Consider the following 20,426-nt stretch of genomic DNA (forward strand, 5'->3'; position numbering starts at 1 on the left):
TGCGCGATGTCGGGTACTGGGAGGCTCGCCCATGGGCGGACGCTCACACCTTTCAGTGGGATACGAGTGGTGGGTCCATGGTAAAGGATCAGCAAAGGCACTCGAACCCGTGTCGGATTCGAGGCCGCGCGGAGCCGGGCATGCCCGGCACGCGGCCGCCCCGGTGACAGGTGCCCCGGTGTCGGCGACTCAGTCGGTGCCGGGCGCCCCGGCGCGGGGGCTCAGTCGGTGAGGGGCTTCACCCAGCGGGTCCACTGCGGCTCGGGAGCGTAGCCCGCCGCGCGCCACGCGTGCCGGCCGAGTTCGTTGCGGTCGAGGACCATCGCGTCGCCGCGACGCCCGCCGAGCCGTACGAACCGCTCCTCCGCGGCGGCGAGCAGCGCCGACCCGACGCCCCTGCGGCGGTGCTCCGGGTGCACGGCCAGGCGGTAGAGGTGGCAGCGCCAGCCGTCGAAGCCCGCGATGACGGTGCCCGCGAGCTCACCGTCCCGCTCGGCCAGGAGCAGCGCGTCGGGGTCGCGCGCGACCAGGCGTTCCACGCCGGACCGGTCGTCACTGATGCTCGTCCCCTCGGCGGCCTCCTTCCAGAAGGCCAGCACGCCGTCCAGGTCAGCGGGCTCCGCGGCCCGTATCCGAAGATCATCCATACGGGTATCCCACCACCGGCCGAGGCCCGCGTGCGCATGATTTCCAGGATGCGGACGGGCCCCGGCCGAGGGCTGCGGGCGGGATCGTCACTCGTGCGCGATGGCCGCCAGCACGTTCATGCGCGAGGCGCGCAGGGCGGGCAGCAGCGCCGCCGCGAGTCCGACGGCGACCGAGCCCACCACCACCGCGACGATCGTCGACCAGGGGAACGCCAGCTCCTTCATGCCCTGCAGCGCGAGCACCTGCTGCACGGCGACGCCCCAGACGAGGCCGAGGGCCAGGCCGAGCAGCGCCCCGAAGACCGCGATCACCACCGACTCCAGGCGGATCATCCGGCGCAGCTGGCGCCTGCCGAGGCCGATGGCGCGCAGCAGCCCGATCTCCCGGGTGCGCTCCACGACCGACAGGGCGAGGGTGTTGACCACGCCGAGGACCGCGATGACGATCGCGAGGCCGAGCAGGGCGTAGACGAGGTAGAGCACGACCGAGATCTGCTGGCGGATCAGTTCCTTGTAGTCGGCCTGGTCGCGCACCTGGACCTGCGGATACGGATCGAGCGTCCGCTCCAGGCCCTTGCGCAGGGTGTCCACGTCGGTGCCGGAGGCGGCATTGACGTACAGCGCGGAGTCCTGGCCGCCCGGCACGTACTTCTCGACCGTGCCGAAGCCCATGAAGAGGCCGCCCTCGACGCCGAAGCCCTCCGGCGAGTCTTGGTCGGTGAGGGCGCCGACCGTCAGCTTCGCCCCGCGTCCGCCCGGGAACGTCGCGGACAGCGTGTCGCCCAGGCGCGCCCCGTGCTTCTTCGCGAAGTCCTTGTCCATGCCGATGCGGCCCGGGGCCAGCGCCTCGCGCGAACTGCCCTGTGCGTACGTGACCTTGGCGACGTCGTCGAGCCGCGGGCCGTAGCCCGCCGCCGTCGACGTGACCTTCTTCCCGTCGGGCAGCGTCAGAGCGATCGGCGTGAAGCGCTGCCGCACGACCAGGCCCGCGCCCTCGGTGTCCCGGACCTTCCCGGTGATCTCCGAGGAGAAGGGCATGAAGTTGCTGTTCTGGACGACGAAGTCCGCGCCGAGCGTCTTGTCGATCTGCCGGTCGAAGGACTTCGTCATCGACGCGCTGGCCACCGAGAGGCCGCCGACCAGGGCGAGGCCGACCATCAGCGCGGCGGCGGTGGCGCCCGTGCGCCGCGGGTTGCGCAGCGCGTTGCGCTGGCTCATGCGGCCGACCGTGCCGAAGACCGCGGGGAACGCGCCGCCGAGCACCCGGATCACCGGACGCACCAGGAGGGGGCCCGCGATGACGGTGGCGATCAGGGTGAGGACGATGCCGATGCCGAGCAGGGATGCCGCCGACGAGGTCTTCTCCGCGCTGGCGCAGCCCACGAGGGCGGCGGCGCCGGCCGCGCCGACGACCGCCCCGGCGGCGGCCCGCACCTTCAACGGCCGTCCCACTCCGGCGATCTCGGCGTCGGCGAGCGCGGCCATCGGGGAGACGTGCGCGGCCCGCCGGGCCGGAAGGTACGCGGCGACGAAGGTGACGCCGACGCCGACGACGTACGAGGCGACCGGGGTGGCCCAGCCGAGCACCATCTCGGTGGACTTCAGGTTCATCCCGAGCAGGCCCATCAGCTGGATCAGGCCGAGGGCCAGACCGATGCCGGCCGCGAGGCCCAGCGTCGAGCCGACCAGGCCGAGCAGCAGCGCCTCGACGAGCACGGAGCGGCGCACCTGTCTGCGGTCGGCGCCGAGGGCCCGCAACAGGCCCAGCTCGCGGGTGCGTTGGGCGATCAGCATCGAGAAGGTGTTGACGATCAGGAAGATGCCGACGAGTACGGCGACCCCGGCGAAACCGAGCATCACGTACTTGATGACGTCCAGGAAGCCGCCGAGCTCGGACGCCGCGGTGTCGGCCTGTTCGGCGGCGGTCTCCAGGTCGTACGCCGAGCCCAGCTCCGCGGCGATCCGGCCCTTGAGCGCCGCGTCGGAGACACCGTCCGCGGCCGTCGCCTCGATGCTCGTCGCCACGTCCGTGGAGCCGAGCAGCGCGCGCTGGGAGGTCGGGGTGTCCAGGAAGACGAGCGCGGCGCCGGGGTTCGTGGTGGTGAAGGTGGCGATCCCGACGACCTCGACCTGGAACGAGCCGGGCCGGGCGAGGACGGTGAGGGTGTCGCCGATCTCCACGCCCTTCTTGTCCGCCGTGTCCGCGTCCAGCATGGCCTGGTCGGCGCCGTGCGGGGCGTGGCCCGAGGTGAGCTCGACGGGACTGCGGTCGGTGGGGTGCCAGTTGGTGGCGATGGTGGGCGCGCCGGTCGTCGGGCCGACCGATTCGTTGTCGCGGTCGACGACGGTGATGTTGGCGACGTTCACGTCCAGATGCGCGTCCTTGACGCCCGCGACCCCGGCCACCCGCCGCTGGAGGCTGGCGGGCACCGTGGGCGTCTGCCCGGAGGGCACCGCCTCGTCGAGGTCCTCCTTGGGGGCGACCGTCACGTCGGCCGACGTGGAGGCGAAGAGGCGGTCGAAGGTGCGGGTCACCGTGTCCGAGAAGATCAGGCTGCCCGCGACGAACGCGACCGAGAGGATGACGGCAAGGGCGGACAGCATGAGCCGCCCCTTGTGCGCGAGGAAGCTTCTGAGCGTCGCCTTCAGCACCGCGGCCCCCGGCTCAGCTCTGCCCGGACGGGCCGTCGGCGGGCCGGGCAGGGGGCGCCGCGGTGCCGGGCGCCGCCGCGTGCAGGGTGTCGAACCGCTTCATGCGTTCGAGGACCGCGTCCGCCGTGGGCCGTTCCATGTCGTCCACGATCCGTCCGTCGGCGAGGAAGAGGACCAGGTCGGAGTGGCCCGCCGCGCCGGGGTCGTGGGTCACCATCACCACCGTCTGCCCGAGCTGGTCCACCGCCTCGCGCAGGAATCCGAGGACTTCCAGCCCGGCCTGCGAGTCGAGGTTGCCCGTCGGTTCGTCGGCGAAGATCAGCTCGGGCCTGGCGGCGAGGGCCCGCGCGCAGGCCACCCGCTGCTGCTGCCCGCCGGACAGCTGCGCGGGCCGGTGCCCCAGCCGGTCCCGCAGGCCCAGCGTGTCGATCACGTGCTCCAGCCAGTCGCGGTCCGGCCGCCGGCCCGCGATGTCCATCGGGAGCGTCATGTTCTCCAGGGCGTTCAGCGTCGGGATGAGGTTGAAGGACTGGAACATGAAGCCGATCCGGTCCCGCCGCAGCCGGGTCAGCTCGCGCTCCTTGAGACCCGTGATCTCCGTGTCGCCGAGCCACACCTGGCCCGCCGAGACGCTGTCGAGCCCGGCCAGGCAGTGCATCAGGGTGGACTTCCCGGACCCCGAGGGGCCCATCACGGCCGTGAAGCGCCCCCGCGCGATGTCCACGTCCACCGAGTCGAGGGCGAGCACGGTCGTCTCGCCCGAGCCGTACGCCTTGGTGAGGGCGCGGGCGCGCGCGGCGATCGCGGCGGGTTCCGAGCGGTCCGTGGACGGTGCCGAAGCAGGTGTGGACAACGCGGCCTCCTGGGTTGTGGCCGATCCAACTCCCTTGATTCCGCAGAGAGTAGTGGGGATCACCGGGTGTCCGGTATCCCTCCGAGGTCCTGCCCCCGGACGCATGTAAGGGGCATGGTCCCGGCGCCCTTGTCGTGCTAGCACCCTGCCGCTAGCTTGACGGTATGGCGAAGACTCAGCTGAACGTACGGGTGGACGAGGACACCGCCCGGGCCGCGCGGGAGCGCGCCCTGGCCCGCGGCATGAGCGTGAACCGCTACATCGAGGAACTGGTCAAACAGGACGCCGGCGAGGTCGGGCACACCTTCGTCGAGGCCGCCGCCGACTTCATGAAGCAGTACGAGTCCGTGTTCGCCGAGGAGTTCGGCGTCGAGCGCGAGGGCAGCCGCCCGGTGCGTGAAGGTCGTCGCTGAGCCGTTGAACCTCAGAATCGACCTTGCCTGGCTCCTGATGATCGCCGAACACAAGACGCCCGGGGACCCGCAGGTCACCGACTGGGGCGCGCTCGTCGCCGCGGTCGGCAGACACGAGGCCGAGATATTCGGGACACCCGTCTACGACACCCCGCACGACCGTGCCGCGGCGCTTCTGCAGCTCCTGCTCCACATCCCCGCGCTCGAACGCTCGAACGCGCTCTTCGCCTCCTCCGTCGCCTACGCCTATCTCGTCTCCAGCGGCATGAAGGTCGTCACCTCGCCCGAGCAGGTCCGCGACCTGGCCCGGCTCGTGAAGGACGGCCGCGCGAGCGTGCACGCCATCGCCGACGCACTGCGTCAGTGGAGCCTGTGAGCCCTCGCGCGTGGACCCCGGCCGGGCCGTCCGACCGTCCGCGCGTCGTGGGCGGACTCCGGCCGGATGCCGTCAGGGCGTCGCGGGCCGGTGGGCCGTGCCGAGCACGCAGTACGACGACGGCAGGCGCGGACCCTTCGCGGGCACCAGAAGACTCCGGTGCGCGCCCAGTTCGAACCCGGCCCCGCGCAGGGCATCCAGCGGGTCGCGCGCCACGTGACACCCGCCGAACAGCGGCGGCCACACCGTGCGGTCCAGGACCCGCTGGGCGGCCGCCATCGCCGCACCCGGCGCCCGGCCGTGCTCGAAGAAGCGCAGCTCACCACCGGGTCGCAGCACCCGGCGCAGCTCGGCGAGCGACCGGGCGACGTCGCGCACGCTGCACAGCACCAGGGAGACGACGGCGGCGTCGAACGCCTCGCTCTTGACGGGCAGCGCCTCGGCGGCCCCCGGCACCACGTCGACCGGGACGTCCGCGCGCAGGGCCGCCGACACCGCGTGCCGCCGCAGCAGACGCTCCGGCTCGATCGCGACGACCTCGGAGACCGCGCCCGGGTAGTACGCGAAATGGAGGCCGTTGCCCGCGCCGACCTCGATGACCCGCCCGGACAGACCGGCGAGCAGCTCGCGGCGGTGGTCGCCGATCAGCGGCTCGGCGCGCACGCTGTGGCGGGCGTAGAAACGGGCGAAGACCGGATGGTGCACGACGTCCCGGGACGCGGGCTTGGCGGAGCGAGGCGACATGGGCCCTCCTCGGCGGAGCGAGCGGATACCGCCATGGTGCCCCGGCGGCGGCCGTTCGCCTCCTGCCGACGCGGACGTTCCCGCCGGCGCCTCCCCGGGTTCGCCCTTGGCGGCCGCGGGACGCCGTCCGACCGGCGCCTCCCGCACGCGGCGGCGGGGCGGGGCAGCCCCCCCCCGAGGGCCAGCCCGCCCCGCCGCCCCGGCGTCAGCGGACCGGTGTCAGCGGACCAGCGCCGCCGGTGCCTCGCGCTCGGCGAAGGCCGCGCCGTCCCACGTGCCGCCCAGCCCGGGGGCCAGCCAATCCGCCGCCGCCGCACGGAACTCGGCCACGGCGAGCGACCCGGCACCCGCCGGGATCGCGCCGACGAGCGGCGTGCCCGCGTCCTTCGGCAGGTCCGCGAGGTTGCAGCGGGACGCCAGGTCGGGGACCTCCGGCCAGCTGCCGACGAGCGGGCCGAGCTGCCGCACGCCGCGCGCCCGCAGCGCCTCGGCCGTCAGCGCCGTCGTGTTGAGCGAGCCGAGGCCCGCCGAGACCACCATGAGCACGGGCGCGCCCAGGAGCCGGGCCGCGTCCGCGAGGGTGCCGCCCGCGTCGTCGAGGCGGACGAGCAGCCCGCCCGCGCCCTCGACCAGGACCAGGTCGTGCTCGGTCGCCAGCTTCGCCGCCGCGTCGGCCACCTCCTGCGGGTGGATCTGCGCGAGACCGGCCCGCCGCGCCGCCACGTCCGGCGCCAACGGCTCGGGGTAGCGGGCGAGTTCACGAGTGGTGATCCCCTCGCCCGCCAGACGCGCCACTTCGTGGGCGTCCCCGGCCTCGTGGGGGCCGACCCCCGTCTGCGCCGGCTTGAGCACGGCGACGCTGCGCCCGGCCGCGCGGGCGACGGCGGCCACCGCGGCCGTCGTCACCGTCTTGCCGATCTCCGTGCCCGTCCCGGACACCACGATCACCGTCATGTCAGCCCTCCCGTGCCGCCGCCCGGACCGCGCGCGCGATCCGGGCCACGTCGTCGTCGCCCGTGATGAAGGGCGGCATCGTGTAGATCAGGTCGCGGAACGGCCGTACCCACACGCCCTCGCGCACCGCCGCCCGGGTCGCCGCCGCCATGTCCACCGGATGGTCCAGCTGGACCACGCCGATCGCCCCGAGGACGCGCACCTCGCGGACCGAGGGCAGCTCGGCCGCCTCGGCGAGGCCCGCCGTCAGGCCCGCCTCGATGCGCTTGACCTCGGCCCGCCAGTCCTGCCCCAGGAGCAGGTCGAGCGAGGCCCCGGCCACCGCGGCGGCCAGCGGATTGCCCATGAACGTCGGCCCGTGGGCCAGCACCGGCACCTCGCCCCGCGAGATGCCGTCCGCGACCCGCGGCGTGCACAGTGTGGCCGCCAGCGACAGATAGCCGCCGGTCAGCGCCTTGCCCAGGCACATCACGTCGGGTGTGACCCCGGCGTGCCCGGCGGCGAACAGCTCGCCCGTGCGGCCGAAGCCCGTCGCGATCTCGTCGAAGACGAGCAGCACGTCATGCGCGTCACAGGCCTCGCGCAGCACCCGCAGATACGCGGGGGAGTGGAAGCGCATGCCGCCCGCGCCCTGCACCACCGGCTCGACGATCACGGCGGCGAGCTCGTGGGCGTGCCGCTCGATCATGTCGTGCAGGTGCGTCGCGTACGCCTCCTCGTACGCCGACGGCGGCGCGTCCGCGAACACCTGGCGCGGCAGGACGCCCTGCCAGAGCTCGTGCATGCCGCCGTCGGGGTCGCAGACCGCCATCGGCTGCCAGGTGTCCCCGTGGTAGCCGCCGCGCCAGGTCAGCACGCGCTGTTTCGCGGGCCGGCCCAGGGAGCGCCAGTACTGGAGGCACATCTTGAGCGCGACCTCGACCGACACGGAGCCGGAGTCGGACAGGAAGACGTGCTCAAGGCCTGCGGGGGACATGTCGACAAGGCGCTTCGCGAGGCGGACGGCCGGCTCGTGGGTGAGCCCGCCGAACATCACGTGGCTCATGCGGTCCAGCTGGCCGCGCACCGCGTCGTTGAGGACGGGGTGGTTGTAGCCGTGGATCGCCGACCACCAGGACGACATGCCGTCGACCAGTTCGGTGCCGTCCGCGAGCCGCATCCGCACCCCGCTCGCGGACTCGACGACCAGCGGTTCCTGGCGCCCCGGCATCGGGCCGTAGGGGTGCCAGACGTGCTGCCGGTCGAGGGCGAGCAGTTCGGTGGTGGAGAGGTCAGGCATTGGGCGCGAGGTCCGTTCCCGCACCCCGGCGGCGCACCGCGACCAGGTCCGTCCGCGCCTCGCCCGGCTCGGCCACCGCCTCGGCGGCGGGCTCGGCAGAGCCGCAGGGGCCGCACCCGGCGCCTTCGTGCGTGCCGCAGCCGCCGCCCTCGTGAGTACCGCAGGCGCCCTCACGTCCGTGCGCGCCGCACCCGGCGCCGGCCGCGGCCGCCCGGTGCTCGGGCAGCGTCACCTGGTCGGTGCCCTCGACCTCGAAACCGGCGTCCGCGATCATGTCGAGGTCGGCCTGGCCCGCCTGGCCCTCACTGGTCAGGTAGTCGCCGAGGAAGATGGAGTTGGCGAGGTTCAGGGCGAGGGGCTGCATCGACCGCAGGTGGACCTCGCGGCCGCCCGCGATGCGCACCTCGACGTCCGGACAGACGAAGCGGACCATCGCCAGGATGCGCAGACAGCGCTGCGGCGTCAGGTTCCACTCCTTGGCCAGCGGGGTTCCCTCGAAGGGGATCAGGAAGTTCACCGGCACCGAGTCCGCGTCGAGCTCCCGCAGCGCGTAGACGACGTCGACGAGGTCCGCGTCGCTCTCGCCCATGCCCGCGATCAGCCCGGAACAGGCGGAGAGGCCCGCGGCGTGCGCCTTCTGCACGGTGTCCACGCGGTCGGCGTACGTGTGCGTCTTGGTGATGTCCCCGTACGTCGCCTCGGACGTGTTCAGGTTGTGGTTGTAGGCGTCCGCGCCCGCGCCGCGCAGCCGTTCGGCCTGGCCGTCCGAGAGCAGACCGAGGCAGGCGCACACCTCGACGCCCTCGTTCTGCTCCTTGACCGCCTCGATGGTCTTCGCCACCCGGTCCACGTCCCGGTCCGTCGGGCCGCGGCCGCTGGCCACCAGGCACACCCGCTTGGCACCGCCCGCGACCCCGGCCGCCGCGGCCTGCGAGGCCTCGTCGGGCTTCAGCCAGGTGTACTTGAGGATCTCGGCCTTGGAGCCAAGGCGCTGCGAACAGTACGAGCAGTCCTCGGGGCACAGGCCCGACTTGAGGTTCACCAGATAGTTGAGTTTCACCCGCCGCCCGAACCACTGCCGCCGCACCTTCCCGGCGGCGGCCACTACGTCCAGGAGGTCGTCGTCGGAGGTGGCCAGTACGGCCAGCGCCTCTTCACGGGTCGGCAGCTCGCGCCGAAGCCCTTTGTCCACCAGCGTGTTCAGCAGGTCCATGGCGCTGATCCTTACGTACGGCAGCCTGCCGGGCCAAGGAGAGTTCGCACAACAGAAACGGTTTGAGGTGTGGGTATTGCCACACCCTGGCCAGATGGCACGGCGACTAAGGTCTGTGCAATGTCTACAAACAGGCACCCCGCGAGCGGGGCCTTCGGCTGGATCGACGAGCAGGCGCGGCTGCGCGCCGAGGCCGGACTCGTCCGTACGCTGCGCCCGCGCCCCGCCGACGCGGGGGGCCTGCTCGACCTCGCGGGCAACGACTACCTGGGCCTGACCCGGCACCCCGAGGTCACCGAGGGCGCGGCCGGGGCCGCCCGGCGCTGGGGCGGCGGCGCGACCGGCTCCCGGCTGGTCACCGGGACCACCGAACTGCACGCCGAGCTGGAGCGCGAACTGGCCGCGTTCTGCGGCTTCGAGGCGGCGCTGGTCTTCTCCTCCGGCTACGCGGCGAACCTCGCCGCGGTCACCGCGCTCGCCCCGCACGGTTCACTGGTCGTCTCCGACGCCGGGAACCACGCGTCGCTGATCGACGGCTGCCGGCTCGCGCGCGGGACGACGCAGGTGGTGCCGCACGCCGACCCCGACGCGGTGCGCAAGACGCTGGACGCGGCGCAGGGCGGACCGGCCGTCGTGGTCTCGGACTCGGTGTTCTCCGTGGACGGCGACATGGCGCCGCTGGGCCGACTCGCCGCGGCCTGCCGGGAGTTCGGCGCCGGACTGATCATCGACGACGCCCACGGGCTCGGCGTGCTCGGCGACGGCGGCCGGGGCGCCGCCGCCGCGGCGGGGCTCGCGGGCGCGGACGACACCGTCGTCACCCTCACGCTCTCCAAGTCGCTGGGCAGCCAGGGCGGCGCCGTGCTCGGCTCCGCGCAGGTCGTCGCGCACCTGGTGAACGCGGCCAGGACCTTCATCTTCGACACGGGCCTCGCGCCCGCCGCGGCCGGTGCCGCCCTCGCCGCCCTGCGTCTGCTGCGCAGGGAGCCCGAGCGCGCCACCCGGGCCCGGGCGGTCGCCGCCGAGCTGCACCGGCGTCTCACGGCGGAGGGCCTCTCGGCGGTACGCCCCGACGCGGCCGTCGTCTCCGTGCGCGCGCCGTCGCCCGAGCAGGCCGTCCAGTGGGCCGCGGACTGCCGTGCCGAGGGCCTGGCCGTGGGCTGTTTCCGCCCGCCGTCCGTGCCGGACGGCATCTCGCGGCTGCGGCTGACCGCCCGCGCGGATCTGACCGACGCACAGATCGCCGGTGCCGTACGGGTGATCAGCCGCAGTGCACCCCGGTGAAGGCCGGGCCCGTGAGGGCCGGCGTGGGCTCACCGGAGGCTGTTGACGAACGACTCCCAGGGGCCGGGGGAGAACAGCAGGGCAGGCCCTGCGACGCGCTTCGAGTCGCGTACGGCGCACCGGCCGGTCGGCGGACCCGAGTCGAGCGTGGCGGTCTCGACACAGTTGTTCATTCCATTGCTGTAGCTGCTGCGCTGCCACCGCGCACCGTGAAGAGTCGTGCTGGAAGGTACGTTCCGAGGCATTGCGGTCATGGTGCCTCCTTACGCGCCGTCACTTAGCCCGGCGATGAAATCCGTTGAATCCTCGGGTGAAAGCGCCTGTACCTGAAGGGAGTTGAAGGCCTCCGTGTACGCCTGAAGGTCTTCTTTCCGTTCGAGGTAGAGGCTACTCGTCAAGTGGTCGAGAACAACCACATCCAGATCAGCAATGTCCGGAAAAGAAAAAATAACGAAAGAACCGATCAGTCCCACATGCTCACCCGCGGCGAACGGAAGTACCTGAAGCCGGACATGAGGCAGCTGGGACACCTCCCGCAACCGGGCGAGCTGCCCCGCGAAGACCCGCGGACCGCCCACCGGGCGCCGCAGCACCGCCTCGTCCATGACCACGCTCAGTCGCAGCGGCGGGTCCGCGCGCAGCACGTCCTGACGGGCCCGGCGCACCTCGACCAGCTCGTCTACCTGCTCCTCGGGGAGCTCGCCGAGCGCGGCCCGGGTCACCGCGCGGGCGTACTCGGGGGTCTGGAGCAGACCGGGGACCACGGTGGTCTCCAGCGTGCGCACCCAGCTCGCCTGCGACTCCAGGCTGATGAAGTCCCGGTAGGTGGCCGGCAGCAGATCGCGGTAGGCCTTCCACCAGTGGTGACGCCCCGTGCCGGGATCGTCGGCCCCCACGAGCGAGAACAGCAGCTCGCTGCGGTGCGGGTCCTTCACGTCGTACGCCTCGAGCAGCAGCCGCACGTCGGCGGCCTTCACGCCGCTGCGGCCGGTCTCGATCCGGCTCACCTTGGACTGGTGCCAGCCCACCTTGGCCGCGGCCTCGCTGCTCGTGAGCCCGGCCCGGCCGCGCAGCGCGCGCAGTTCGGCGCCGAGCTGACGGCGGCGGACCGCGGGTCCGTACTGCATGCCCGACTCCTTCCGGACGGAGCCGTCGGATGTCCCGGCGGCGGGGCGGGGGCAGGAGGCGAGACTAGAGGAAGGACCAGGGTCGCACCCAAATACGGTCGGCCGTAGCAGAGTTCACCGCTTCGAGCGACAGATATATGCACATCTCGGTGGATCGACACCCGTGACCGGCCAAGGAGTGGCAGTCTGGCGCGAAGCACCAGTCCGGAACTGTCCTCGAGTCATCCGCCCAGAGTCGGAGACCAGTTCCGGTGGGAAAGGGACAGCGTCGTCATGGCAGACCTTCAGGAAGCCTCCGTCACCCTGCCGAGCGAGCCCGCCTCGGTCCCCGCGGCCCGTAAATACGTCTTGCGCGTGCTCTCGGACTGGGGGCTGTCGGGGGACGCCGAGGTGGTCGACACGATCCGGCTGATCGTCTCCGAACTCGCCACGAACGCCGTGCAGCACACCCTGGGCCAGTCGCCCACCTTCACGGTGGACGTCGAGCTCGACCGGGAGGAACACCTGCGCATCGGCGTCACCGACAGTCACCCGCGCTACCCCAAGCGGCTGCCCGCGGCCGTCCAGCAGGACAACGGGCGCGGCATGGTCATCATCCGCTGGCTGACGGCCGAATGCGGCGGCAGACTCTCGGTCAGCCCCACCGACGAGGGGGGCAAGACCGTCTGGATCGCCCTGCCCTGGCGAGCGCCCGTCCAGCGCAGACACCGCGACGTCACCCACTGACCGTGTCACTGGTGCCGGACTCCTCGCAGCCCGGCACCACCGCCCGTCAGGCCGGTCCCGCCCGGCGTCCGAAGGCTCCGCGCAGCAGCCCCCGGAAGGAGTCCGCGGCGGCGTTCGACTCGTCGGCGCGGTGCGCGACGGAAATGGTGCGCCGCAGGTCGCCGGGGTCCAGGAAGCGCATGCCGACCGGCGTCGCGGCGGTACGCGCCACCATCTCCGGTACCACCGCCACTCCGAGCCCTGCGCTGACGAGCGCACAGACAAGGGCGTAGCCCGGCGTCTCGACCAGGACCGCGGGCGTCGCCCCGGCACGGGCGAGGGCATGCTCCACCCCGTGCCGGGCCGGGTGGCCGGGAGCCATGCTGATCAGCGGCTGCCCGGCGAGTTCGTCGAGGGCCAGCCGGGACGTGCCGCTGGTGAGCGTGTGCCCGGGCTGGGCGACCAGCACCAGCTCCTCGACCAGCACCGGCTCGGCGGACACGCCGGCGGGCAGCGGCACCGGATCCGCGGGCTCGTAGGTGTGCGTGAGGGCCAGATCGACCTCGCCCGCCGCCACGGCCGCGACGCCGGAGGGCGGTTCGTGCGTCGCCACCGTCAGCTCCACGTCGGGGTGGGCCCTGCGGAAGGCGCTCAGGACCGGCGGCAGCAGATGGATGCCGGCCGTCTGGAAGGTGCCCACGCGCAGCCGGCCGCCGGACAGCCCGGCCAGCCGCGCCAGTTCGTGCCGGGCGCGCTCCATCTCGTCGAGCACCCGGCGGGCGTGGCCGAGGAGCAGCTCGCCTGCGCCGGTCAGCCGGGCTCCGCGAGGGTGCCGCACCAGCAGGGCGGTGCCCGCCTCCCGCTCCAGCTTGGCGAGCTGCTGCGAGAGCGCGGGCACCGTGTAGCCGAGGCGCTCGGCGGCCCGGGTGATCGATCCCGCCTCGGAGACCGCGACGAGCGCGGCGAGGCGCGTGGGGTCGTACATGGAAAGCTCCCTAAAGGGCTGCTTAAGGCGGACCCAGGATATTCCACATACCTGCTGAAGGCCCGGCGCGGGCAGGCTGGGCGCATGGACGCACAACTGGTCGCCTTCACCGGCGTCGCCGCGGGCATGGTCGCCGTGCCGGGCGCCGACTTCACCGTCGTCGTACGCAACGCCCTGGCCTCGCGGCGCGCCGGCCTCACCTGCGCGGTCGGTGTCGCGGGCGGGCTCCTGGTGCACACGGCCCTCGCGGTGGCCGGGGTGGCGGCCGTGCTCGCCGCCGAGCCCGCGCTCTTCCGGGCCCTGCAACTCGCCGGGGCCGGCTACGTGCTGTTCCTCGCCTGCCGGTCGCTGCGTTCCGCGGCGCGCAGGCGGGCTACCGCACCGGAGGGGCCCGATGAGTCGGAGGCGCCGGTGGCGTCGGGGGCGTCGAGGGCGTCGAGGGAAAGGTCGGGGAAAAAGTCGGGGGAAAAGGGGACTGCGTCGGGGGCGGCGGCGGGTGTGCGGGGTGGGGGCCTGCGCGAGGGCTTCCTCACCAACGCCCTCAACCCCAAGGCGTCGATCACCTTCCTCAGCGTGCTGCCCCAGTTCGTGCCCGACGGGAGCCCCGCGATGCCGATGACCCTGCTGCTCGCGGCGATCGTGGTCGCCCTGGCGCTGCTGTGGTTCCCGGTGGTGGCGCTGCTGGTGGACCGGCTCGGCACCTGGCTGCGCAGGCCGCGGGCCGCCCGTGCCGTCGAGGTCGTCACCGGGACCGTGCTCGGCGCGCTCGGCCTCGTACTCCTCGTCGAGCCGCTCCTTGCCTGAGGCCGGAGGCGTGGCCTTGCCCGAGGCCGGAGGTGGGGCCGGCGTGCTCCCTCGGGAGGAGCACGCCGGCCGACCGCGGCAGGCTCAGCGGACCCTGCCGTACCAGACGCTCTTGGACCAGATCTTCTCCAGGCGCACCACGGAGCCCGACTTCGGTGCGTGCCAGATGCGGTTGTTACCCGCGTAGATCCCGACGTGGTAGACGTTCCGGCCCGAGTGGAAGAACACCAGGTCGCCCCGGGTCCGCTGGGACTTGGAGATGTGCTTGGTCTTGTTGTACTGCGCACCCGTGGTGCGCGGCAGCTTCTTGCCCGTGCGCTTGAACGAGTAGAGCGTCAGGCCCGAGCAGTCGAACCGGGTGGGGCCCGCCGCTCCGTAGCGGTACGGGGCGCCCTTCTTGGACGCCGCGATCTTCAGCGCCTTCGTCCCATGGGTGGCTGCCTCGGCCTCCGACGTGAGCCCGGGGGCCACGACGGTGCCGCCCACGACGGCGAGCGTGAGGACCGATGCGGCACCGGTCCTGCTGAGCAGCGACGGAACATGATTCAGCGCGGTCATGCGCAACCCTTCGTCAGCCGCCTGTGAAAGATGACCTGTCGGGTTCGGGCAGGCGAAGATGCCCGGCCGCGTCGTGCTCTGCGGCTTCACCCCAAGAGCGTCGTCCGGACTGTCCGGACGGGCCCGTCGTACCTGGGTCCTCCACTCCTGCCGTTGCACAGATGTCGACCGGTCATCCGGGTGGCGGCAGGACTCGGCGTCCGCCCGGACCGCCCCGCCGCTGCGGCGGGGGCTTGTCGTCGAAAGGGATCTTGACCCGACATGGGTCCGAAAACCGAGCCGAAACGGCGTTTTGTGAGGCTCCTCACGACTGACCCGTTCAGGTGGACACTGCCGGATCGCGGTCGCGGCCGACCGGTCCGAGGACGGTGCGACCTGCGATGGAATGAGTCATTCCGCCCGTGTTGTACTCGGTTCGCGCAAGTCCCGACCGCCCGAATACGGAGGCACTCCTACGCCGTTCGAGGTAGCCCGACTGGTCCGTTTCGCGTCGGTGCCGGACGTTGCGGGCGCCCGGCACCGGGCGTATCGAGGGGTGGCGGGAGGGTGTGCGCAGGGGGTGTCGGGGGATGCCGTGAGGGGCGTGCGCGGATGAGTGCGGAAAGGGCGTGCGCGAGGGGTGACCGAGGGGCGTCCGGGCGGGGACCCGCGGCGCTCGGATGTCAGGGCGAGGACCTGCCGAGCTCGGACGGCCGGCGTGCGCGCGCCGGGTGGCTCAGGAGCCGGAGGGCGGCGGGGCCGCCGGCGGCATCGCGACCCGCCCGGCCCGCCGTTCGCCGTCCAGCACGCGCAACGCCCGCGCGAGCGTGGGTGCGTGCACCTCGCTCTCGCCCCGCTGGTGCATGAGCGCGAGCGCGTCCCGCAGGGCCGTCGCCCGGCCGACGAGGGCCTGGGCGGCGCGCAGTCCGCCGTAGGTGTGCTCGGCGCGGGCCGGGTTGATCCGGCCGAGCAGGTCCACGACGTCGAGATAGCGGTCGACCAGCTCCGCCTCGGCCCGCGTCAGGGCGGGCAGGGGCGGGAGTTCGGGAGGCAGCATCGGCGCGTCACCGCGAATCGCGCGCGGCGGGCGAGGACGTGCGGCTCGGGACGATCCGGTCGACGAGTCCGTACTCCCGTGCGGCCGGGGCGTCGAGGATCGTGTCCCGCTCGATGTCCGCGCTGATCCGCGCCCTGTCCCGGCCCGTGTGCCGGGCGAGCATCTCCTCCAACAGGCTGCGCGTGCGCAGCAGTTCGTCGGCCTGGATGGCGAGGTCGGTGGCCTGGCCCCGGATCGGTTCGGCGAGCGAGGGCTGGTGGATCAGCACGCGCGCGCCGGGCAGCGCGGACCGCTTGCCGGGGGTGCCCGCGGCGAGCAGCACGGCGGCGGCGGACGCGGCCTGGCCCAGGCAGGTCGTCTCCACGTCACAGCTGACGAACCGCATCGTGTCGTAGATCGCGGTCATCGCGCTGAACGAGCCGCCGGGGGAGTTGATGTAGAGCGAGATGTCGCGGTCCGGCGCCTGGTATTCGAGGTGCATGAACTGGGCCATGACGTCGTTCGCCGACGTCTCGTCGATGGGGGTGCCGAGGAAGACGATCCGCTCCTCCAGGAGCTTGGAGTACGGATCGAGGGTCCGCGTCCCCGAGCTGGTGCGCTCGGTGAATTCGGGCAGGACGTAGCGGGCGGACGGACGATGCATGGCACGCCTCTCCTCTTCCGGTGGTGAGGTGATCCGGTCTCTGTAAAAAATGTACAGGACGTACATTGCGTGGGGAGGTGAAACGTCGGGATCTCGTGACCCGGTGGCCCCGGAGGGGTGGCGTCTAAGCTGGGCGCATGGCCTACGAGATTCCGGTGACGCAAGCCCGAGCAGAGCTCGCGGAGCTGATCAACCGCGTCGTCTACGGCGGCGAGCGGGTCGTCGTCACCCGGCACGGCAAGCCACTCGTGGCGCTGGTCTCGGCCGCCGACCTGGAGCGCCTCGAAGGGCTCGCGGACGCGGCGGAGGAGCGGCCTTTCAGTGACGCGGCGGAGGAGCGGCCCGTCAGCACGGTCACCTCCATCGGCTCGCCGTCGCCCGCCACGCCGTCGGAACGGCAGCGGTTCGGCATCGCGGCCGAGCATCGCGGGCCGCAGGCGACCTAGGGCTCGATGCGGGGTCCCCGTGCGCCGGTCGCCCGGTCCGCGGGTGCGGTGCCGGATGCCCGGGGGTGTCGTGACTCCCGCCCGGGGTATCGGTGTTCAAGGATTCACCCCGACCGGCCCCCGCTCCGCCCGTCCGGCATCCGCGCGGCATCCGCTCCGCCCGTACGGCATCCGTTCCGTCCGTGCCGTGTCCGCTTCGTCCGTGCGGTATCCGCGCGGCGAAAAATTTGCCGAGACGTCGAGCGAGGCGTCCTGGGCGGTCATGGGTATGGACCAGCCCTGGTCTTGGTCATGGGGTGGTCAACGACTGGTTAACCTCGTTGAAACTCCTCCCAACTACCCTCCCGTGCCACGCCACCAGCGGATTTTCTTACCGGGGTGCGCAAGATCGTGCGCAATTCCTGTGTGTTACATCTATATCCGTCGCGGTGGCCGCGGCAACCGGACCCCGCACGGTTCGGAGCGAGGACTGTGAGGTGGGACGCGTGCAACTGACCCCGCACGAGCAGGAGAGACTGCTCATCCATGTGGCGGCGGACGTGGCCGAGAAGCGAAGGGCGCGGGGGCTCCTGCTCAACCATCCCGAGTCGATCGCCCTCATCACGTCGCACATCCTCGAAGGCGCCCGCGACGGCCGCACCGTCGCCGAACTCATGTCCTCCGGGCGCAAGGTGCTCACCCGTGACGACGTCATGGAGGGCATCCCGGAAATGATCCACGACGTCCAGGTCGAGGCCACCTTCCCGGACGGCACCAAGCTCGTCACCGTCCACGAGCCGATCGTCTGACGGGAGTTCGCGTCCTCATGCATGCCGCACCGCACGGCACGGGCCAGGGAATGGTCCCCGGAGAGATCCTCTTCGCGGCCGAGCCCGTCCCCTTCAACGAAGGCCGCGAGGTCACCCGCCTCACCGTCCTCAATGCCGCCGACCGCCCCGTCCAGGTCGGCTCCCACTACCACTTCGCCGAGGCCAACCCGGGTCTGGACTTCGACCGCGGCGCCGCGCACGGAAAGCGGCTCAACGTCGCCGCGGGAACCGCCGTGCGCTTCGAGCCCGGAATCCCCGTCGACGTCGAACTCGTCCCGCTGGCCGGCTGGCGCGTCGTGCCCGGCCTGCGCGGCGAGACCGGAGGTGCCCTCGATGCCTGAGCTGTCCCGAGCCGCGTACGCCGACCTGTTCGGCCCCACGACCGGCGACCGCATCCGGCTCGCCGACACCGACCTGCTCATCGAGATCGAGGAGGACCGCTCGGGCGGCCCCGGGCTCTCCGGCGACGAGTCGGTGTTCGGCGGCGGCAAGGTCATCCGCGAGTCGATGGGCCAGTCCCGCACGACCCGCGCCGAAGGCGCCCCGGACACCGTCATCACCGGCGCGGTGATCATCGACCACTGGGGGATCGTCAAGGCCGACATCGGCCTCCGTGACGGCCGGATCGCCGGTATCGGCAAGTCCGGCAACCCCGACACGATGGACGGCGTCCACCCCGACCTCGTGATCGGCCCCGAGACCGAGGTCATCTCCGGCAACGGGAAGATCGTCACCGCCGGCGGCATCGACACCCACATCCACTTCATCTCGCCGACCATCGTCGACGAGGCGCTGGCCTCCGGGGTGACCACGCTCTTCGGCGGCGGCACCGGGCCCGCCGAGGGCAGCAAGGCGACCACCGTCACGCCCGGCGCCTGGCACCTGGCCCGGATGTTCGCGGCGCTGGAGTCGAGCCCCGTCAACATCGGCTTCCTCGGCAAGGGCAACACCGTCAACGCCGAGTCCATGCACGCCCAGCTGCGGGCCGGCGCGGTCAGCTTCAAGATCCACGAGGACTGGGGCGCGACGCCCGCCACCATCGACGCCTGCCTGAACGTGTGCGAGGAGACCGGCGCGCAACTCGCCGTGCACACCGACACGTTGAACGAGGCGGGCTTCATCGACGCCACCTTCGACGCGGTCGCGGGCCGCACACTGCACGCCTTCCACGTCGAGGGAGCGGGCGGCGGCCACGCCCCCGACATGATCACGGCCGTCTCGCTGCCCAACATGCTGCCGAGCTCCACCAACCCGACCCGGCCGCACACCGTCAACACCGTCGAGGAGCACCTCGACATGCTGATGGTCTGTCACCACCTCAACCCGGCCGTCCCCGAGGACCTCGCCTTCGCGGAGTCCCGCATCCGGCCCACCACCATCGGGGCGGAGGACATCCTGCACGACCTCGGCGCCATCTCGATCATGTCGTCGGACTCCCAGGCGATGGGGCGCATCGGCGAGGTCGTCATGCGGACCTGGCAGACCGCACACGTGATGAAGCGCCGCCGCGGCTTCCTGCCGGGCGACGTCCGCGCCGACAACCACCGCGCACGTCGCTATGTCGCCAAGTACACGATCAACGCGGCCGTCGCCCAGGGCATCGACCACGAGCTCGGCTCCGTCGAGCCCGGCAAGCTCGCCGACCTCGTCCTCTGGGACCCGGCGTTCTTCGGCGTCAAGCCGCTGGTCGTCCTCAAGGGCGGACAGATCGCCTACGCGCAGATGGGCGACGCCAACGCCTCCATCCCGACCCCGCAGCCCGTGCTGCCCCGTCGCATGTACGGGGCGCACGGCAGGGCCCCGGCGCTGAACTCGCTCAACTTCGTGACGCAGTCGGCACTCGACGACCAGCTGCCCGAGCGGCTCGGCCTCGACAAGGCGTTCACCGCGATCCGTTCCACGCGTGGCCGCAGCAAGGCCGACATGCGCGAGAACGACGCGCTGCCCCGGGTCGAGGTCGCGCCCGACAGCTTCGCCGTCACCATCGACGGCGAGCTCGTCGAGCCGTCGCCCGCCGCCGAACTGCCGCTCGCGCAGCGGTATTTCCTCTTCTGACGGCCAGGGCGACGATCCATGTCCCGAGCAGCGCTTCTCGTCCTGGCCGACGGCCGCTTCCCCGCCGGTGGGCACGCCCACTCCGGCGGGGCCGAGGCGGCCGTCAAGGCGGGCCGCGTCACCGGCGCCGCGAGCCTGGAGGCCTTCTGCCGAGGTCGGCTGCACACCTCCGGGCTCGTCTCGGCCGCGCTCGCCGCGGCCGCGGTACTCGGCATCGATCCGGTGGCCCTGGACGCCGCCGCGGACGCCCGCACGCCCTCGCCGGCCCTGCGCGCCGCCGCGCGGCGACTCGGCCGGCAGATGATGCGGGCGGCCCGCGCCACCTGGCCGCACCCCGAACTCGACGCACTGGCCCGGCAGTTCCCCAAGGGCGCCCACCAGCCCGTCGTCCTCGGACTCGCCGCCCGCGAGGCGGGACTCGGGCCCGACGACGCCGCGTACTGCTCGGCGTACGAAGGGATCAGCGGCCCCGCGACCGCCACCGTACGGCTGCTCAGCCTCGACCCCTTCGACGCCACGGCGGTCCTGGCCCGGCTCGCCCCCGACGTCGACCAGGTCGTCCTGCGCGCCGCCGACGCGGCGAGACGCGCCGTCGACGAGGGGGTCGACGCGCTGCCCGCGGCCTCGGCGCCGCTCCTGGAGATCAGCGCCGAGGCGCACGCGGCCTGGCCGGTACGTCTCTTCGCGTCGTGACGCACGCCGTCCGCGCGGTCCGACGCACCCGGACCCGGCCTCCCGACGCGCCCCGCCCGACCCCGTCCCCCACGGGTTCCCCGCCCCACACCCCCGGCCCGCACGCCCCCGCCCCCGACCACGGGGGCGGGCCGCACCGGACCGGCCGAA

23 protein-coding genes and 1 riboswitch are annotated in these 20,426 nt (G+C 72.7%); of the genes, 10 read left to right on the plus strand and 13 right to left on the minus strand.

Annotation, left to right across the window (positions count from 1 at the left end):
- Window positions 1-221: 221 nt before the first annotated feature.
- The 3 genes from ACFYXE_RS28880 to ACFYXE_RS28890 form a co-directional block, all read right to left on the minus strand.
- The gene (locus ACFYXE_RS28880; RefSeq protein ID WP_389317253.1) at window positions 222-647 is read right to left on the minus strand and encodes a GNAT family N-acetyltransferase; all 426 of its coding nucleotides are present in this window, start codon (window positions 645-647) and stop codon (window positions 222-224) included.
- Window positions 648-734: 87 nt separating this feature from the next.
- Window positions 735-3,299 carry an ABC transporter permease gene (locus ACFYXE_RS28885; protein WP_389317257.1) on the minus strand — a complete coding sequence of 855 codons (2,565 nt, stop codon included), beginning with the start codon at window positions 3,297-3,299 and terminating at the stop codon, window positions 735-737.
- Between the two features lie 13 nt (window positions 3,300-3,312).
- Entirely contained in the window at window positions 3,313-4,152 is an 840-nt protein-coding gene (locus ACFYXE_RS28890; protein ID WP_389317260.1) for an ABC transporter ATP-binding protein, read from the minus strand.
- Between the two features lie 164 nt (window positions 4,153-4,316).
- Between ACFYXE_RS28890 and ACFYXE_RS28895 the strand changes: the two genes are divergently transcribed.
- Both ACFYXE_RS28895 and ACFYXE_RS28900 read left to right on the plus strand, forming a co-directional pair.
- On the plus strand, window positions 4,317-4,565 hold the full coding sequence (locus ACFYXE_RS28895; RefSeq protein ID WP_361179358.1) for an antitoxin: 249 nt from the start codon (window positions 4,317-4,319) through the stop codon (window positions 4,563-4,565).
- Between the two features lie 4 nt (window positions 4,566-4,569).
- A complete protein-coding gene (locus tag ACFYXE_RS28900) occupies window positions 4,570-4,941 on the plus strand; it encodes a fic family toxin-antitoxin system, toxin component (protein ID WP_389317264.1) in 372 nt (123 codons plus the stop codon).
- Window positions 4,942-5,013: 72 nt separating this feature from the next.
- Here ACFYXE_RS28900 and ACFYXE_RS28905 read toward each other — a convergent pair whose 3' ends face one another.
- From ACFYXE_RS28905 to bioB, 4 genes are all read right to left on the minus strand, one after another.
- Window positions 5,014-5,685: a class I SAM-dependent methyltransferase gene (locus tag ACFYXE_RS28905; protein ID WP_389317267.1), complete on the minus strand. Its 672-nt coding sequence runs from the start codon at window positions 5,683-5,685 to the stop codon at window positions 5,014-5,016.
- Window positions 5,686-5,904: 219 nt separating this feature from the next.
- Window positions 5,905-6,639 carry a dethiobiotin synthase gene (bioD, locus tag ACFYXE_RS28910; RefSeq protein WP_389317270.1) on the minus strand — a complete coding sequence of 245 codons (735 nt, stop codon included), beginning with the start codon at window positions 6,637-6,639 and terminating at the stop codon, window positions 5,905-5,907.
- Between the two features lies 1 nt (window position 6,640).
- The gene (locus tag ACFYXE_RS28915; RefSeq protein ID WP_389317273.1) at window positions 6,641-7,918 is read right to left on the minus strand and encodes an adenosylmethionine--8-amino-7-oxononanoate transaminase; all 1,278 of its coding nucleotides are present in this window, start codon (window positions 7,916-7,918) and stop codon (window positions 6,641-6,643) included.
- On the minus strand, window positions 7,911-9,131 hold the full coding sequence (gene bioB, locus ACFYXE_RS28920) for a biotin synthase BioB (RefSeq protein ID WP_389317276.1): 1,221 nt from the start codon (window positions 9,129-9,131) through the stop codon (window positions 7,911-7,913). Before bioB ends, ACFYXE_RS28915 begins: the two co-directional genes overlap by 8 nt.
- 120 nt (window positions 9,132-9,251) lie before the next feature.
- Between bioB and ACFYXE_RS28925 the strand changes: the two genes are divergently transcribed.
- Window positions 9,252-10,415: an 8-amino-7-oxononanoate synthase gene (locus ACFYXE_RS28925; protein ID WP_389317279.1), complete on the plus strand. Its 1,164-nt coding sequence runs from the start codon at window positions 9,252-9,254 to the stop codon at window positions 10,413-10,415.
- 29 nt (window positions 10,416-10,444) lie between these two features.
- Here ACFYXE_RS28925 and ACFYXE_RS28930 read toward each other — a convergent pair whose 3' ends face one another.
- Both ACFYXE_RS28930 and ACFYXE_RS28935 read right to left on the minus strand, forming a co-directional pair.
- Window positions 10,445-10,669, minus strand: coding sequence for a DUF397 domain-containing protein (locus tag ACFYXE_RS28930; protein WP_389317282.1), 225 nt, complete (start codon window positions 10,667-10,669; stop codon window positions 10,445-10,447).
- 9 nt (window positions 10,670-10,678) lie between these two features.
- A complete protein-coding gene (locus ACFYXE_RS28935; RefSeq protein WP_389317285.1) occupies window positions 10,679-11,542 on the minus strand; it encodes a helix-turn-helix domain-containing protein in 864 nt (287 codons plus the stop codon).
- Between the two features lie 273 nt (window positions 11,543-11,815).
- On the opposite strand from ACFYXE_RS28935, the gene ACFYXE_RS28940 reads away from it, so the two are divergent.
- The gene (locus ACFYXE_RS28940) at window positions 11,816-12,268 is read left to right on the plus strand and encodes an ATP-binding protein (RefSeq protein WP_389317288.1); all 453 of its coding nucleotides are present in this window, start codon (window positions 11,816-11,818) and stop codon (window positions 12,266-12,268) included.
- A gap of 46 nt (window positions 12,269-12,314) precedes the next feature.
- Here the strand turns inward: ACFYXE_RS28940 and ACFYXE_RS28945 are convergent, their stop codons facing one another.
- Window positions 12,315-13,232, minus strand: a complete 918-nt coding sequence (locus ACFYXE_RS28945) for a LysR family transcriptional regulator (protein WP_389317291.1) — start codon at window positions 13,230-13,232, stop codon at window positions 12,315-12,317.
- An 84-nt stretch (window positions 13,233-13,316) separates the two neighbouring features.
- Here ACFYXE_RS28945 and ACFYXE_RS28950 point away from each other — a divergent pair, with 84 nt between their 5' ends.
- Entirely contained in the window at window positions 13,317-14,036 is a 720-nt protein-coding gene (locus ACFYXE_RS28950; protein WP_389317294.1) for a LysE family translocator, read from the plus strand.
- 84 nt (window positions 14,037-14,120) lie between these two features.
- Here the strand turns inward: ACFYXE_RS28950 and ACFYXE_RS28955 are convergent, their stop codons facing one another.
- From ACFYXE_RS28955 to ACFYXE_RS28965, 3 genes are all read right to left on the minus strand, one after another.
- Window positions 14,121-14,594: a C40 family peptidase gene (locus ACFYXE_RS28955; protein WP_389317297.1), complete on the minus strand. Its 474-nt coding sequence runs from the start codon at window positions 14,592-14,594 to the stop codon at window positions 14,121-14,123.
- A gap of 3 nt (window positions 14,595-14,597) precedes the next feature.
- Window positions 14,598-14,774, minus strand: a riboswitch (cyclic di-AMP (ydaO/yuaA leader).
- 535 nt (window positions 14,775-15,309) lie between these two features.
- Complete coding sequence (locus tag ACFYXE_RS28960; RefSeq protein ID WP_389317300.1) at window positions 15,310-15,630, minus strand: hypothetical protein; 321 nt, start codon at window positions 15,628-15,630, stop codon at window positions 15,310-15,312.
- Window positions 15,631-15,637: 7 nt separating this feature from the next.
- Window positions 15,638-16,273, minus strand: a complete 636-nt coding sequence (locus ACFYXE_RS28965) for an ATP-dependent Clp protease proteolytic subunit (RefSeq protein WP_389317303.1) — start codon at window positions 16,271-16,273, stop codon at window positions 15,638-15,640.
- Between the two features lie 137 nt (window positions 16,274-16,410).
- Between ACFYXE_RS28965 and ACFYXE_RS28970 the strand changes: the two genes are divergently transcribed.
- The 5 genes from ACFYXE_RS28970 (at window position 16,411) to ACFYXE_RS28990 (ending at window position 20,276) form a co-directional block, all read left to right on the plus strand.
- On the plus strand, window positions 16,411-16,719 hold the full coding sequence (locus ACFYXE_RS28970; protein ID WP_389317306.1) for a type II toxin-antitoxin system Phd/YefM family antitoxin: 309 nt from the start codon (window positions 16,411-16,413) through the stop codon (window positions 16,717-16,719).
- A 485-nt stretch (window positions 16,720-17,204) separates the two neighbouring features.
- A complete protein-coding gene (locus ACFYXE_RS28975; protein ID WP_361181154.1) occupies window positions 17,205-17,507 on the plus strand; it encodes an urease subunit gamma in 303 nt (100 codons plus the stop codon).
- A gap of 50 nt (window positions 17,508-17,557) precedes the next feature.
- A complete protein-coding gene (locus ACFYXE_RS28980) occupies window positions 17,558-17,869 on the plus strand; it encodes an urease subunit beta (protein WP_389317613.1) in 312 nt (103 codons plus the stop codon).
- Window positions 17,862-19,583 (plus strand): urease subunit alpha, encoded by a 1,722-nt coding sequence (locus tag ACFYXE_RS28985; protein ID WP_389317310.1) that lies wholly within the window; start codon window positions 17,862-17,864, stop codon window positions 19,581-19,583. The genes ACFYXE_RS28980 and ACFYXE_RS28985 overlap by 8 nt, the downstream gene beginning before the upstream one ends.
- An 18-nt stretch (window positions 19,584-19,601) precedes the next feature.
- A complete protein-coding gene (locus ACFYXE_RS28990) occupies window positions 19,602-20,276 on the plus strand; it encodes an urease accessory protein UreF (protein ID WP_389317313.1) in 675 nt (224 codons plus the stop codon).
- Window positions 20,277-20,426: the final 150 nt, after the last annotated feature.

The sequence above is a fragment of the Streptomyces sp. NPDC002564 genome, assembly GCF_042889645.1.
Lineage (GTDB): Bacteria > Actinomycetota > Actinomycetes > Streptomycetales > Streptomycetaceae > Streptomyces.